Source organism: Pseudomonas sp. FP2196 (assembly GCF_030687715.1).
In the GTDB taxonomy this organism is placed as follows: Bacteria; Pseudomonadota; Gammaproteobacteria; order Pseudomonadales; family Pseudomonadaceae; genus Aquipseudomonas.
Genome location: NZ_CP117445.1, coordinates 82,489 through 97,502 on the forward strand (window position 1 = coordinate 82,489; position 15,014 = coordinate 97,502).

Annotated in this window: 14 protein-coding genes; 3 read left to right on the forward strand and 11 right to left on the reverse strand. The window is 58.0% G+C overall.

Translation table 11 applies throughout. From position 1 onward, the window contains the following. Positions 1-3: 3 nt before the first annotated feature. The 4 genes from PSH79_RS00390 to coxB all read right to left on the reverse strand — a co-directional run bounded on the left by PSH79_RS00390 (position 4) and on the right by coxB (position 4,391). The gene (locus tag PSH79_RS00390) at positions 4-891 is read right to left on the reverse strand and encodes a cytochrome c oxidase subunit 3 (RefSeq protein WP_305440697.1); all 888 of its coding nucleotides are present in this window, start codon (positions 889-891) and stop codon (positions 4-6) included. 25 nt (positions 892-916) lie between these two features. Next, positions 917-1,468, reverse strand: a complete 552-nt coding sequence (locus PSH79_RS00395) for a cytochrome c oxidase assembly protein (RefSeq protein WP_305440698.1) — start codon at positions 1,466-1,468, stop codon at positions 917-919. A gap of 126 nt (positions 1,469-1,594) precedes the next feature. Next, on the reverse strand, positions 1,595-3,181 hold the full coding sequence (gene ctaD, locus PSH79_RS00400) for a cytochrome c oxidase subunit I (RefSeq protein WP_305440699.1): 1,587 nt from the start codon (positions 3,179-3,181) through the stop codon (positions 1,595-1,597). An 82-nt stretch (positions 3,182-3,263) separates the two neighbouring features. Then, the gene (coxB, locus tag PSH79_RS00405; RefSeq protein ID WP_305440700.1) at positions 3,264-4,391 is read right to left on the reverse strand and encodes a cytochrome c oxidase subunit II; all 1,128 of its coding nucleotides are present in this window, start codon (positions 4,389-4,391) and stop codon (positions 3,264-3,266) included. Positions 4,392-4,760: 369 nt separating this feature from the next. Between coxB and PSH79_RS00410 the strand changes: the two genes are divergently transcribed. Then, positions 4,761-5,411, forward strand: a complete 651-nt coding sequence (locus PSH79_RS00410) for a hypothetical protein (protein WP_305440701.1) — start codon at positions 4,761-4,763, stop codon at positions 5,409-5,411. A gap of 87 nt (positions 5,412-5,498) precedes the next feature. On the opposite strand, the gene PSH79_RS00415 is transcribed toward PSH79_RS00410, so the two are convergent. The 3 genes from PSH79_RS00415 to PSH79_RS00425 all read right to left on the reverse strand — a co-directional run bounded on the left by PSH79_RS00415 (position 5,499) and on the right by PSH79_RS00425 (position 9,140). Continuing rightward, a complete protein-coding gene (locus PSH79_RS00415; protein WP_305440702.1) occupies positions 5,499-7,025 on the reverse strand; it encodes a SulP family inorganic anion transporter in 1,527 nt (508 codons plus the stop codon). A 90-nt stretch (positions 7,026-7,115) separates the two neighbouring features. Next, a complete protein-coding gene (locus PSH79_RS00420; protein ID WP_187680730.1) occupies positions 7,116-7,844 on the reverse strand; it encodes a carbonic anhydrase in 729 nt (242 codons plus the stop codon). Positions 7,845-8,081: 237 nt separating this feature from the next. Next, positions 8,082-9,140, reverse strand: a complete 1,059-nt coding sequence (locus PSH79_RS00425; RefSeq protein ID WP_305440703.1) for a PA0069 family radical SAM protein — start codon at positions 9,138-9,140, stop codon at positions 8,082-8,084. A 244-nt stretch (positions 9,141-9,384) separates the two neighbouring features. On the opposite strand from PSH79_RS00425, the gene PSH79_RS00430 reads away from it, so the two are divergent. Beyond that, positions 9,385-9,687: a hypothetical protein gene (locus PSH79_RS00430; protein ID WP_305440704.1), complete on the forward strand. Its 303-nt coding sequence runs from the start codon at positions 9,385-9,387 to the stop codon at positions 9,685-9,687. 102 nt (positions 9,688-9,789) lie between these two features. Here PSH79_RS00430 and PSH79_RS00435 read toward each other — a convergent pair whose 3' ends face one another. Beyond that, positions 9,790-10,335 (reverse strand): hypothetical protein, encoded by a 546-nt coding sequence (locus tag PSH79_RS00435; RefSeq protein ID WP_305440705.1) that lies wholly within the window; start codon positions 10,333-10,335, stop codon positions 9,790-9,792. Between the two features lie 264 nt (positions 10,336-10,599). Between PSH79_RS00435 and PSH79_RS00440 the strand changes: the two genes are divergently transcribed. After that, positions 10,600-10,875 (forward strand): hypothetical protein, encoded by a 276-nt coding sequence (locus PSH79_RS00440; RefSeq protein WP_305440707.1) that lies wholly within the window; start codon positions 10,600-10,602, stop codon positions 10,873-10,875. A gap of 56 nt (positions 10,876-10,931) precedes the next feature. Here PSH79_RS00440 and PSH79_RS00445 read toward each other — a convergent pair whose 3' ends face one another. The 3 genes from PSH79_RS00445 to PSH79_RS00455 are packed head-to-tail and all read right to left on the reverse strand — an operon-like array spanning position 10,932 to position 14,777. Then, entirely contained in the window at positions 10,932-12,230 is a 1,299-nt protein-coding gene (locus tag PSH79_RS00445; RefSeq protein WP_305440708.1) for a cytochrome c, read from the reverse strand. 12 nt (positions 12,231-12,242) lie between these two features. Further along, positions 12,243-14,027 (reverse strand): GMC family oxidoreductase, encoded by a 1,785-nt coding sequence (locus tag PSH79_RS00450; protein ID WP_305440709.1) that lies wholly within the window; start codon positions 14,025-14,027, stop codon positions 12,243-12,245. 3 nt (positions 14,028-14,030) lie between these two features. Next, the gene (locus PSH79_RS00455; protein ID WP_305440710.1) at positions 14,031-14,777 is read right to left on the reverse strand and encodes a gluconate 2-dehydrogenase subunit 3 family protein; all 747 of its coding nucleotides are present in this window, start codon (positions 14,775-14,777) and stop codon (positions 14,031-14,033) included. Between the last annotated feature and the right edge of the window lie 237 nt (positions 14,778-15,014).

The following is a 15,014-nucleotide window of genomic DNA, read 5'->3' on the forward strand; positions in this document are numbered from 1 at the left end:
TGCTCAGAGCACGTAAACGAAGATAAACAAGCCGATCCACACCACATCGACGAAGTGCCAATACCAGCTCGCCGCTTCGAAACCGAACTGGTGCTCGTTGTCGAAGTGGCCCTTCATGATCCGCATCAGCATCACAAACAGAATGATCGTGCCGATGGTCACGTGGGCGCCGTGGAAACCGGTGAGCATAAAGAACGTCGCGCCGTAGATGCCCGAACCCAGCGTCAGGCCCAGTTCGTGGTAGGCGTGGATATATTCTTCAGCCTGGAAGCCGAGGAACGCGCAGCCCAGCAGTACGGTGATCGCCAGCCAGATTTTCAGCGCGCCACGATGGCCCTTCTTCAAGGCATGGTGGGCGATGGTGATGGTCACGCTGGAGCTGACCAGCAAGATCGTGTTGATCAGCGGCAGGCCCCACGGGCTGATGACTTCCTTGGCTGGCGGGAACAGTTTCGGGTCCGGCGTTTGCAGCAACGGCCAGGTGAACTGGAAGTTTGGCCAGAGCATGTGAGCGAGGCCTTTCGCACCTTCGCCACCCAGCGCCGGACCGGAGATGTGCCGCACGTAAAACAGCGCACCGAAGAAGGCGACGAAGAACATCACCTCGGAGAAGATGAACCAGCTCATGCCCCAGCGGAACGAACGATCAAGCTGCGCGCTGTAAAGTCCGGCGCGACTTTCCTTGATCACCGCACCGAACCAGCCGAACAGCATGTACGCCAGCAGCAGGCCGCCGATGAAGAAGACCAACGGGCCGTGGGATTCCGGGCGCGCTGCCTTCAGATCGTTGAACCAGACGGCCAGGCCGTACACGGTGACGAGCATGCCGATCGTGGCGATGATCGGCCACTTGCTCTGGGCCGGAACGTAATAGTGCTCATGAGTTGCCATTTATTGTTCTCCTTATCGGGCACGCTTAACCGCCAGTGCTTACAGCCACCGGAGGATGTCGGGCGGTGATATCGAACAGCGTGTAGGACAGCGTCAGGTGCTTCACATCCTTGGGCATGTCACGGTCAACGATGAAACGCACCGGCATTTCGATCTGCTGACCGGGCTGCAGCACCTGCTGGGTAAAGCAAAAACATTCGGTCTTGTGGAAATACGCCGCCGCGTTGCTTGGCGCGATGCTCGGCACGGCTTGTGCGCTCATCGGTTTGTCGGTGGGGTTGCGCGCGATGAAGATCATCTCGTTGACGGCGCCGGGGTTGGCGGTCAGCTCGTCGTGCTTGGGGTAGAAGTCCCACGGCATGTCGGCGGTGTTGGTCGACAGAAACTGCACACGCACCTGCCGCGAGGTGTCGACCACCTGCTCGCCCTCGTACTGTCCGCCGGTCTTGCCGTTGATGCCGAAGGCTTTGCACATCACGTCGTAGATCGGCACCAGGGCAAAGCCGAAGACAAACATCGCCACCACCACTGCGAGCAGGCGGGTGACCAGTTTCTTCAGCGAAATCGAGTCAGCCATGGGTCATTCCTTTCCCCAAATCCATTGTGGGAGCGAGCCTGCTCGCGAAGCAGGCGACTCGGTCCATCAGATGCACCGCGTCATCGTTCTTCGCGAGCAGGCTCGCTCCCACAAAGGCTCCCGTGTTCATTTCACTTCCGGCGGCGTGGTGAAGGTGTGATACGGCGCCGGCGACGGCACGCTCCACTCCAGACCTTCCGCGCCATCCCACGGTTTTGCCGGCGCCGGGGCGCCGCCGCGAATGGTCTTGATCACGATGAACAGGAAGAAGATCTGCGTGGCACCGAACATGAACGCGCCGATCGACGAGACCATATTGAAGTCGGCGAACTGCAGGTTGTAGTCCGGAATCCGCCGCGGCATTCCTGCCAAGCCGACAAAGTGCATCGGAAAGAAGGCCATGTTCATGCCGATGAACGACAGCCAGAAATGCAGCTTGCCGAGGGTCTCGTCGTACATGTGCCCGGTCCATTTCGGCAGCCAGTAATAGGCCGAGGCGAAGATCCCGAAGATGGCCCCCGGCACCAGCACATAGTGGAAATGCGCCACCACGAAATACGTGTCCTGATACTGGAAGTCCGCCGGGGCGATGGCCAGCATCAGCCCGGAGAACCCGCCGATGGAGAACAGGATTACGAACGCCACGGCAAACAGCATCGGTGTTTCGAAGGTCAACGAGCCTTGCCACATGGTGCTCGCCCAGTTGAACACTTTGACCCCGGTAGGCACGGCGATCAGCAGCGTGGCGTACATGAAGAACAACTCGCCCACCAACGGAATGCCGACCACGAACATGTGGTGCGCCCAGACAATGAACGACAGGAACGCAATGCTCGCCGTGGCGTAGACCATCGAGGTATAGCCGAACAGCGGTTTGCGCGAGAAGGTCGGAATGATCGAGCTGACGGCGCCAAACGCCGGCAGGATCATGATGTACACCTCAGGGTGGCCGAAGAACCAGAACACATGCTGGAACAACACCGGGTCACCGCCACCGGCGGCACTGAAGAAACTGGTGCCGAAATGGATGTCCATCAGCATCATCGTCACGCACCCGGCCAGTACCGGCATCACCGCGATCAGCAGGAACGCGGTGATCAGCCAGGTCCAGACGAACAGAGGCATTTTCATCAACGTCATGCCAGGGGCGCGCAGGTTAAGGATGGTCGCGACCACGTTGATCGCGCCCATGATCGAGCTGATCCCCATCAAATGGATGGCGAAGATGAAGAACGTCACGCTTTCCGGCGCATACGTCGTCGACAGCGGCGCGTAGAACGTCCAGCCGAAATTCGGCCCGCCACCGGGGCTGAACAGGGTCGAGACCAACAACAGGAACGCCGCCGGTAGCAGCCAGAAGCTGAAGTTGTTCATCCGCGGCAGGGCCATGTCCGGCGCGCCGATCATCAGCGGGATCATCCAGTTGGCGAGGCCGACGAATGCCGGCATCACCGCACCGAAGACCATCACCAGACCATGCATGGTGGTCATCTGGTTGAAGAACGCAGGCTCGACGATCTGCAAACCGGGCTGGAACAGCTCGGCGCGGATCACCATGGCGAACGAGCCGCCGAGCAGGAACATGCAGAACGCAAACCACAGGTACAGCGTGCCGATGTCCTTGTGGTTGGTGGTCAGCACCCAGCGCATCAGGCCTTTGGCGGGGCCGTGGGCGTGGTCGGCATGACCGTGGTCATCGATGACAGCGCTCATGGCCGGTCTCCTTCAAGTGAGTGGGCTGGGCAGGCCGGAGCGCGGAGCCCCGACCGATTCACGAAGTACGCAATAGACCGGCTCATTTGCTTTCCGCCTGTTTCAGCTCCAGCACTTCTTTTGGCGTGACCATGTCGCCCTTGTTGTTGCCCCAGGCGTTACGTTCATAGGTCACGACCGCTGCGATATCGACTTCCGACAACTGTTTGCCGAAGGCCGCCATGGCGGTGCCGGGCTTGCCGTGGAAGACAATGTTCAGGTGATCCTTGATCGGCCCGATGGCGATTTTCGAGCCCTTGAGTGCCGGGAACATCGGCGGCAGGCCCTGGCCTTCGGCCTGGTGACAGGCCACACAAGTGGTGTGATAGACCTTGTCGCCGCGCTCTTTGAGCTCGTCGAGGGTCCATTCCTTGCTGGTCAGTTCTTTGAGCTGCGCAGCTTCGGCCTTGCGCTCGGCGAGCCATGTTTCGTAGTCGGCCTTGTCCTTGACCTCGACCACGATCGGCATGAAGCCGTGATCCTTGCCGCACAGTTCTGCGCATTGGCCACGGTACAGGCCGGGCTTGTCGACACGGGTCCAGGCTTCGTTGACAAACCCGGGGATCGCATCGCGCTTGACCGCAAACGCCGGCACCCACCACGAGTGGATGACGTCGGCGGAGGTCACGAGGAAGCGCACCTTGGCACCGGTCGGCAGCACCAGCGGCTTGTCGACCTCAAGCAGGTAGTGCTCGCCCTTGGCTTCCTTGTTGTGGATCTGCTCGGCGGGCGTGGCCAGGTTGCTGAAGAACTCGACGTCCTGGCCCAGGTATTTGTAGTGCCACTTCCACTGATAGCCGGTGACCTGGATATCGATATCCGGCTCACTGGCGTCGTACATCTTGATCAGGGTGGCGGTCGCCGGAACGGCCATCGCCACCAGAATCAGCAGCGGGACGACGGTCCAGAGAATTTCGACGGTGGTGCTTTCGTGGAATTTTGCGGCAACCTGCCCGGTTGAACGGCGGTGCACCATCATCGACCAGAACATGGCGCCGAAGACGATGATCCCGATCACCACACAGATCCAGAAAATGGTCATGTGCAGGTCGAATACTGCGTGACTGATTTCAGTCGCTCCAGGCGCCATATTCACAGTCCAGGCCGCATTGGCCGGGCTGAAAATCGACCACAACAGGAGGCCCATCCAGACGTGTGGATGTCGCATCATTGCGGGTTCCCCTTATCGTTCTTGTTATCCCGCCGGCTTTCGCCTGCGGCAAGGGAGCGGCTGCATCAGACTACGAACTTGAATCGCCGGGCCTTGCTGCGGGTGCAGTCGGGCGTCATCAGCTAACTCCATTCAATGGCGAGTATAGACAGCGACTGGAAATTGCAATGTGAGGACGTAAATGATCTGAAACAGCCGGTACTTGCGTTCAAGGGCACGAATGGAGAAGGATGCAGACGAGAGGTGGCCAATCGATATAACGCAGGCGCATCAAGGATGAAATAATTATGACAAATGCGTCTTAGCATTTTTCGTAAGCCAGCTAACTTATGTCTTCCCTATTTCATTGCCTTGTTCCCTGGAGTTTTCATGAACACCGCCGCATTGCGCGAGCAGATCCAAACCGCCCAACAGCACGAGAAAGACACCGGCCTGCTGACACGTCAGCTGGAAAGCAAGCTGCCTCATTTACACCCGGCGATCCAATTGCCGGAAGCCGACGCCCAGGGTGTGCTGACGCGTTTTGTCGCCGCCTACATCGATGAAGTGCCAGACCTGCTGGATGCAGCCAATGAAGTCGCCAGGGAAGCGGGAATCGAATCGCAGATCAAACCGGTGCTGAAAATCGCCGAGCAGTATTTCCTCCAGCCGCCGGCAATCATGGCCGGGCACGTCGGCCTGGACAGCCTGCTGGACGAAGCCTACCTGGCGCACCGTTTTGTCGAAGAGGTCAACGACCTGTACATCAAGCATTTCGGCCAGCCACTGATCCCTTTGGACATGACGGTCGCCAATCTGATTGCTCACCAATTGATCGGTGAGGAGTTTGCCAACCAACTGGACGAAGCGGTGCATCACGCCATCGACGAGATGCTCAACGAAGAGAGTTTTGCGCTGGAGTCGGTAGAGGCCTACCGCGAAAAACTCAGCAGCCCCGACACCGGCGCCGCGTGGAAACGTTGGCCGTGCATGGGCCGTCGATTGGGTGTGGGTTTGGAGCTGGATCAACCCGCTGCCTAAACCTTAAAAGATCGCAGCCTCCGGCAGCTCCTACATGAGATGGTATTTCACCCTGTAGGAGCTGCCGAAGGCTGCGATCTTTTGATCCTAAGCGGCTGAGCCAATCCCGGTGTTTGTGCGAACCCTGCCTTCAAGCCGTCGCTTCAACCCACGCGATTCAATCAACAGCTTCGACCCCTTCGCCGCATTCGCCCGGCCCCACTCTTCCAGCAACTCCAGACACGAATGGTCGATGTAGCTCAGGTTATTGAGCGGCACATGCACCGTCGTACCCGCTGGAATCGTGTTCAGCACCTGAGTCAGTGCCGGCACTTTGAGGAACGTCGCCGCACCCACCAGACGCAACTCCATCTCGCCGTCCTGCGGCAGGTCGATCAGGCTGATCTTCAAGCGCGAAGCCTTGAACGCCAGTTTCAGCAAGGTCAAGCCGAAGCCGATCAAAACGCCGGTCAGCAGGTCGGTGAAGATGATCGCCAGCGCCGTCGCCGCGTAAGTGAACATCGGCATCCGGCCATAACGACCCAGCCCGCGAAACGCCTTGAGATCCACCAGTTTGAAACCGGTATACACCAGCACACCCGCCAGACTCGCCACCGGGATGCTTTGCAGCACGCTCGACAGCAAGAGCACGAACGCCAGCAGCCACAGGCCATGGAAGATTGTCGAATAACGCGTGGTCGCACCGGCCTGGACGTTGGCCGAACTGCGCACGATTACCCCGGTCATCGGCAACGCGCCGACCAAGCCGCAAAGCATGTTGCCGACGCCTTGTGCCGACAGTTCGCGGTCGAAGTCCGAACGCACGCCGCTGTGCATGCGATCTACCGCTGCAGCGGAGAGCAGCGTCTCGGCACTGGCAATGAATGCCACGGCGAACGCGGCGATCAGCAGTGTCGGGTCGGCCAGGCTGAGCAGATCTGCGGGCTTGAGCCAATCAATGGCTTCCGCCAGATTCGCCGGCACCTCGACGCGTTTGACCTGCAATGCCAGCAGCAGACTGGCAGCTGTCGCCAGACCGACGCCGAGCAATGCGCCGGGCACGAAGCGCAATGAATGCGGGCGAAATTTTTCCCACAGCCACATCACCGCAATCGTCGACAGCCCGAGCAGGCCGGCCTGCCAGCCAAACGACGGCAACGCCTGCGCTACAGCTGCGGGGAACGCCGTGAGGTTATCCAGGCCAGAAGGCTTCGGTGACGCATCGAGCATCACATGCACCTGCGACAGCACGATCAACACGCCAATCCCCGCCAGCATCCCGTACACCACGGCTGGCGCTGTAACCCGAAACCAGCAACCGAGCTTCAAACGTCCGGCCACCAGTTGCAGGAAACCGGCGAGCAACAGAATCGGCCCGAGCATTTCGATGCCGTGCTGGCGTACCAGCTCAAACACCAACACTGCCAGACCCGCTGCCGGTCCGCTGACCTGCAATGGCGATCCCGCCAGCCAACCGACCACCAGACCGCCGATGATCCCGGTGATCAAACCCTTGGCCGGCGGCAACCCTGACGCAATCGCGATACCCATGCACAACGGCAGGGCAACCAGAAATACAACCACCGAAGCGAGCAGCTCCCGTGGCAACACCGCTTTTAATTGAGCAGCACGCATGATGACTCTCCCGAAGCTTTCTTCAGGCGTGGGGAGGCCGGGCCGCTGAAACAGCGGCCGGCGTCAAACCACACAGATTGTTAGGAAGATTTAGAAGCGCGCTTTGGGCGTCGCCACCGGAATCGGATGGCTGCCGTCGAGCGGCAGGAAGCAGCCCTGATCCGCGTCGTAAGCTTTGATTTCGCTGGTTTCGATGTTGTAGACCCAGCCATGGATGAACAGATGACCGTTCGCCATGCGCGAGGCTACCGAAGGATGGGTACGCAAGTGCTGCAATTGGGCGATGACGTTTTCCTCAGTGAGGATCGGCATGCTTTCTTTTTCGTCGGCGCAGTTACAGTTTTCGTGCACCATGGTTTTGGCCACTTCGGCGTGGCGCAACCAGGCTTTGACCGTCGGCATTTTTTCCAGGCTGTCGGGGTTGAGCACTGCGCGCATGGCGCCGCAATCCGAGTGGCCGCAGATGATGATGTGCTGCACGCCGAGCGCCAGCACCGCATATTCGATGGCAGTGGAAACGCCGCCGTTCATCTGGCCGTAGGGCGGTACAACGTTGCCGACGTTACGGGTCACGAACAGATCGCCGGGCGAACTCTGGGTGATCAGTTCGGGCACGATGCGCGAGTCGGCGCAGGTAATGAACATCGCTTTTGGCGACTGAGCCGTGGCGAGTTTCTTGAAGAGCTCTTCCTGCTGCGGGAAGACCTCATGATGAAAATGCAAAAAGCCGTCTACGATCTGTCGCAGCGCTGCATCGGCGGATTCCGCCACAGGGGCTTGCGCCGACGCAGCCAACGGCTGTTTATCCTTGTCACTCATGATTCATCCTCTTAGGCGGATTCAGGGAGTCATGCCCCGGTATTCCGGTATGAAGCCAGTGGCTGTTTAAAACATCCGAGTCATCCCGACCCGTCAGTCACTCGATGAACAAGGTAGCCGTCGAAACTTAACTCAAACTGAATCAAGCGCTCTAGAACGTGTGTTCCAGGTCACAAAAAACGTGACTGGCGGTCTCGACGGAAGGGTTCCAACCTCACAACCATAGGCCAATTGTCGCTAAATCAACGACATCTGGCGACCCGGCGGACAGAAGGCTGTGCAATCGAGGTTGTAGCCCTCGCGGTGATTCATCCCGAGACGCTTGATCGCTTTGGCAAAGCGTTGCGCAAGCAGGTCGGCAAACGGCCCTTCGCCGCGCATCCGCGCGCCGAAACGGCTGTCGTAGAGCTCACCGCCGCGGCTCTGCCGGATCAGGCTCAGCACATGAGCGGCCCGTTGCGGGTAGTGCGCCTGCAACCATTCTTCGAACAGCGGCGCCACTTCCAGCGGCAGGCGCAGCATCATGTACGCGGCACTTTGTGCTCCGGCGGCCTGGGCCTCGATCAGCAGGTTTTCGATTTCACTGTCGTTGATCATCGGAATCATCGGCGAACAAAGTACGCCGACCGGGATTCCCGCTTCGCGCATGACCCGGATCGCGCGCAACCGCGCTTTCGGTGCCGCCGCACGGGGCTCGAGAATACGTTTGAGTTCATCGTCCAGCGTGGTCAGGCTGATCATCACCGCCACCAGCCGCTGTTGCGCCAGTTCGGTGAGCAAGTCGAGGTCGCGCAGGATCAACGAGCCCTTGGTGACAATGGTCACCGGGTGGCGATAGCGCAGCAGCACTTCGAGGGTCTGACGGGTGATCTTGTGTTCACGTTCGATCGGCTGATACGGATCGGTGTTGGAACCGAGATTGATCGGCGCGCATTGATAGCCTTTTTTCCCGAGCTGCTCTTCCAGTACCTGCGCAGCGTTGGTCTTGGCGATCAGTTTCGTTTCGAAGTCCAGCCCCGGCGACATGTCCCAATAGGCGTGACTGGGCCGTGCGTAGCAATAGATGCAGCCATGCTCGCAGCCGCGATAGGGATTGATCGAGCGATCAAACGGCAGGTCAGGCGAGGTGTTGCGGGTGATGATGGTTTTTGCGGTTTCGATCATCACCTCGGTGTTCTGCGTTTCGGGCACTTCCTGATACCAGCCGTCGTCCTCGGCCACCGAGCGGTTCGGTGCGAAGCGGTTGTGCGGGTTGCTGGCGGTGCCGCGACCGCGCGGGGGGAGAGGACTGATCATGGAGCGAACCTCGTATCTGTATGTTCATACAGTATCCGACCAGGCCCATTACGATCCAGTACCGTTCGACCAGGGGATTACGGAAATGCTCAATTTCGGTTATCCCGGGTTGTGACGGATTTATATAAATGGCACAAGAGACAACACGAGAAACATATGCTCCATTGTGAAGGCAAGTTAGCAAATATAGTCTTCGGAACTTCCAGGTACTGACGCCTGATGATTATTTAAAAGGATGTTACTAGTGTCATATTTCAATCAGCGTGGTGTTTTTCTACAAATGATGCTTCCGGGTCCATCGGAACCCAATACGATTGTTTCAATGCAACTTGCCCGCAAGGAACTGGGCTGGAATGCCGAGGATCAACTGTCGACCGAGGCGTTGGTCGATTCGATTTACGTTGTTGCGGTATCCGCCGATCGTGGCAAATCCTTCACTGTCCGCACGGACAAGAAGGATGTGGACGGCGACGGTGATATTGATGGTGATGACAAAGCCAAATTGGCGGCGTTGGCCAAGGCTTATGTAAGTATCGTTAATCCGTAACGTACACGAAGATAAATGCAAAAAACCTGCATGATTTATGCACGCAGGTTTTTTATCGGACATTGTTTCGTCAAAACGGTAGCAACTCTCTCAGTGATTATTTCAAACTTTAAAGTCTCTCATTGAGGCAAAGGAGCCAGCAATTTTTCTGAAAATAAACTCATCGTCCAGATCAATATCGCCATCACCGTCTGCGTCCGTTGATCTCAGCACTTTTGTATACAGCCCCTTGGCATAACCTGTGACGGTCACGACCGAATTCGGGCGAGTCAAATCGGAGTTCGCGACATTAAACAAGCCAATGTTGACGTCGGCAAGTTTGCTCCCTGAGGTGTTTTCTCCAAATGAGATAAGTATGCACCTGTAAAGACGGCCCGCACCGACGTTACTCAAACCGACCAAGGCAGAGGCGAGGTCGGCTGCCAAGGTGTAATAGGAGTCGTCATCCTCATCAATGTCGCCGTCGCCCTCGACGTCGTCGACTCCGGTGACCATGTCATATTTTCCGTTGGCGGTATTGGCGTATGCCGTGACCACTACGTTGGGTGCTGAATTAACAACATCGCCATTGTTGTATCGGGAAATTACTGCTTCAGCTGTTCCGTTCCCATCCGTGTCTCTGAACTCATATAACACTGAGTAGCTCATTTCTGTGTGCTCCATGCCAGCGCGAAATTAAGGGTCATTGAATCTGTGTCCCTTTGCACATTAAGTAACCTAAAAGCGAGCGTCCACTGTCAGAGTTGACAGGTGTATGCATTTACAGCACGGCTGGATCAGGTTTGCTGACTGTATGGCTATACACCCTGTCAGGTCTGACAGTAGACCGGGATTTCCCCCTGTTGTTAACTTCCAGAAACCTGCGGCAGATTGCCGATTGACTTAGCGCAATCAACTGAAAGGACTTGATCAATGACTATCAGGATATTGCTGGAAATTGCGGATATGGACCGAGACGGAAATCCCGAGGTCGCGTTTTATCATTACGATGAAGACGCGACTGAAATGATGGACTACGACTATTCGCTTTTCGCCTCTTCGTCGGAAGGCAACGGACGTTATGACTCGATTTCCGAAGACGTCGTTGACGGCGATGGCGATGGTGACGTCGATAAATACGACAAAAAACTTTACCTGCAATTAGCTGATGCCTTTGCGCAATTCAAAGGCTTTCAGTCAAAGCGATGAATTGCCCACTGACACAGCAAAAGCACTAATGCCATGTCAGCGGTATTCCGGTCTCTTTAATGCGAAGTGACTTGCCCCAGATCATCCCCGGAAGTGGTCTGCATATCATTCTTGCGCAGGCTTTCGACGTCGGCAGCCTTCACCGGCGCCCCCTTGTTACCCCAACTTCCGCGAATGAAGCTCACAACGTCCGCGACTTCCTGATCCGACAGACGCCATGCAAACCCGGGCATGGTGAAGGTCGATGGCGCGGTGTGGGTCGCCGGCAACGTTCCGCCCTTGAGCACAATGTGAATCAACGAAGTCGGGTCATCCGATTGCAGCACCGGATTGCCTGCCAGTGCCGGGAATACCCGCGTATAGCCGTGGCCGTCAGTGCGGTGGCACGCTGCGCAGTTGTCGATATACACCGACGCGCCGCGTTGGCTGTCGTCACCGTTCCACAGGGCCTTGGCGGCTTTCTCGTCATATTGGTGCGGCTGATCATTTGGATCATTGGCCGGCAACGATTTGAGGTAGCGGGCAATCGCGGTCAGGTCGGCGTCGTTCATGTATTGCATGCTGTGGGTGACCACATCGCTCATGCCGCCGAACACCGCGCTGCGGTCGCTGCGACCGGTCTTGAGGAATTGCACCAGTTGCTCTTCGCTCCAGCTACCGAGGCCATCCTTGTGATCACCGCGCAGGCTTTTGGCTATCCAGCCTTCCAGCGGCGCACTGCCGGCCAGAAAGGTTTTGCCGTCAGTCGCGCTCAGGGATTTTTCCTGCATGGTCAGGGCACGCGGCGTATGGCAGGCGCCGCAATGGCCGAGGCCTTCGACCAGATACGCGCCACGGTCGATCACCGGATCCTCTGACGTGGCTTTGTAGTCCTCGACCTTCGGCGCAAACATCCAGCGCCAGCCCATCAGCGGCCAGCGCATGCTCAGCGGCCAGGGAATGTCGCTGGCCTTGTTCTCCTGCGCCACCGGTTCCACGCCGTGCATGAAGTACGCGTACAACGCTTTCATGTCGGTTTCGCTGACACGGGCGTAGGACGGATACGGCATCGCCGGGTACAACGTACTACCGTTTTTGGCGACGCCATGACGCACGGCCTGATCAAATTCCTCGAAGCTGTAATCACCGACGCCGGTTTTATCCGGGGTGATGTTGGTCGAGTAGATCGTGCCGATCGGGGTTTCCATCGGCAGTCCACCGGCGAAAGACTTGCCGTTCTTCGCGGTGTGACAAGCCACACAGTCGCCGGCGCGGGCGAGGTATTCGCCCTGTTTGATCAAGGATTGATCAACTTCGGCCGCTTGCAAAGTAGCGCTGCTGAGCAGGGCCAGGGTCGCGATAACAAAATTCTTCATGGTCATCGCTCCTTAAGCCTGAACCAGCGGGCCGGGGTTTTTGAGGTATTGCTCGCGGATCGCCTTCGCCGACCAATAGGTCAGCGCAGCCACCAGCCCTGTCGGGTTGTAACCCAGGCCTTGCGGGAACGCCGATGCCCCCGGCACGAACACGTTGTGTACGTCCCAGCTCTGCAAGTAGCGGTTCAGAGCACTGGTTTTCGGGTCGGTGCCCATGATCGCGCCGCCGTTGAGGTGGGTGGTCTGGTACGACGCGGTGTTGAAGTGATCGCCGACTTTCTTGCCGATCACCGCAATGGCTTTCGGGCCCATCGCTTCGGCGACCTTGCCCATTTTCTCGACCATGAAGCGGTTCATCTTGATGTCGTTTTCCTGCCAGTCGAACGTCATCCGCAGCAGCGGCAGGCCGTAGGCATCGCGGTACACCGGATCGAGATCGAGGTAATTGCCTCTGTAGGATTGATGCGCGCCGTGGGCATCCATCGACACCTGATGGGTGTAGTAATCGGCGGTCGCGCGTTTCCACGCGCTACCCCAGGCCGGCGTGCCTGGCGGGTTGGAGGTACCGGCAATCGGTCGACTACCGGCCTGGTTGACCCACATCGGCGAGCCGCCGACGAAACCGTGCGGGCCATGGTCGAAGTTGTCGGCGTTGAAGTCATCCAGCGCCACACCGTTGCCGCCGGCACCGATGAAGTTGTTGGTGTGGGTGTCCTTGTCGAAGAACGCCTTGATGGTGGCCATGTTCTGATAGGCGAAGTTGCGTCCGACCACACCTTCGCCGCTGATCGGGTCGTAGGGTTTGCCGATTCCGGAAAGCAGCATCAGCCGTACGTTGTGCAACTGGAAGGCGCCAAGAATCACCAGATCCGCCGGTTGCTCGATCTCGCGCCCCTGACCGTCGATGTAAGTCACGCCGGTGGCTTTGGTTTTCGTGCTGTCGAGGTTGACCCGAAGTACATGCGAGTTGGGCCGCAGCTCGAAATTCGGCAAAGGCTTGAGCGCCGGCAGAATGTTCACGTTTGGCGAAGCCTTGGAATACATGTAGCAAACGTAACCGCTGCAAAATCCGCAGAAGTTGCACGGTCCCATTTGTGCGCCGTAAGGGTTTGTGTATGGGCCTGAAGTATTCGCAGAAGGCAGGTTGTAGGGTTTGTAGCCGACTTCTGTGGCCGCTTTGCCAAACAGCTGTGCGGAAACGGTGTTTTTCTGCGCTTCCAAAGGGAAATGGTTTGAGCGATCCGGAGCATAGGGATTACCGCCCTTACCTTCGCCCACCAGTTGGCCCTTTACAGTCCATGCCTGACCCGAGGTGCCGAAGACTTTTTCGGCGTAATCGAAGAACGGCTCCAGTTCTTCATAGCTGACGCCGAAGTCCTGGATGGTCATGTCCTTGGGGATGAAGCTTTTGCCGTAGCGTTCTTCGTAGTGGCTGCGCATACGCAACTCGATCGGGTCGACGCGAAAGTGCACGCCCGACCAATGCAGCCCGGCACCGCCAACGCCGTTGCCCGGCAGGAACGCGCCCAATTGGCGGTTCGGCAGAGCAATGTCGTTGACGCTATGGCGAATGGTGACGGTTTCTTTGGAGATGTCCTGAAAGAGTTTTTTGCGCACGCTGTAGGTGAGTTCGTCGATCACCTGCGGATAGTTGCCGTCGGGGTAGGTGTCCTGCATCGGCCCGCGCTCCAGCGCCAGCACGTTAAGACCCGCTTCGGTCAGCTCCTTGGCCATGATCGCGCCGGTCCAGCCGAACCCGACGATGACTGCATCGACCTTCTTCATTACCGTCGCCATGCCTTAAGCCCTCTCGCCGTGAATCGAAACTGCCGGGAAGGGGTATTGCTCGTTGCGTTCCACCCAATCCATGAAATCGGCGCGGGCGCCGGGGAAGCCGATCATGGTCCAGCCGACCATGCCTTTATTGCCGCCGTGGATCGGGTCGCAGAAGAACCCTTCCTTGGTGTTTTGCAGCAGCAGGTTGAAGAAGATTTTCGCCGGGACGCTATCGAACTGCGTTTTTCCGGCCTCGAGTTGCTTGAGCAAATCGTCTCGGGTAGCGCTGTCTTGCTCGGCAAATGTTTTACCGTTGAGGGATTTTGCCCACTGATCCGTGGCGGCGATGCCCAAGCGATAGATCTCTTTGGGCACCAGTTTGCTCTGCCAGCCCATCTCCGGTGCGGCGTCGGCGTTGAACGGACCCTGCATGTACCAAAGGGCACCGGCGGCATACGGCGTGTTCATCTGACGATCAATGTATTCCGGCACACCGGCTTCCAGCGCACCCGGGCCTTGGGCATCGTTGGGAATTAACTGCGTCACGGCAGCATTGATGAATGTCCATTCCTCGGCGGTGAAATAGCTCGGCTGATAAATGCCTGCGTCGGCGCGAGCCGGTTGCGCGGCAGGTTTGGCCGGTGCGGTTTCAGGCGCTGCGTGCAGCACGCTGCTGCCCAGACCGGTACCCGCCAGGGTCACCACTGGAATCAGGGTCAGGGATTTGCGCAAAAACTCACGCCGCGGGTTGTCTCGATCTGCATCAGACATGGGGGTGCACCTCATCAGGCATTGATGGTTGTCAGCCGTTTCTGAGAACGGTTTCAGAATTTTTCGTCGAGACGTGGGGGGTTGACCCGGAAAAGGGGGGCGCGCCTGCAACAAGATGTGACAAATGGTAGCAGCCTAAGCATCGAGATGAATCGATTAAGCGAAAAAAGACAGAAATTTCGTCAAGCGAACGCTGGGGAAATGTGGATTCACGATTCTTTGACAAGCGGCTCACGG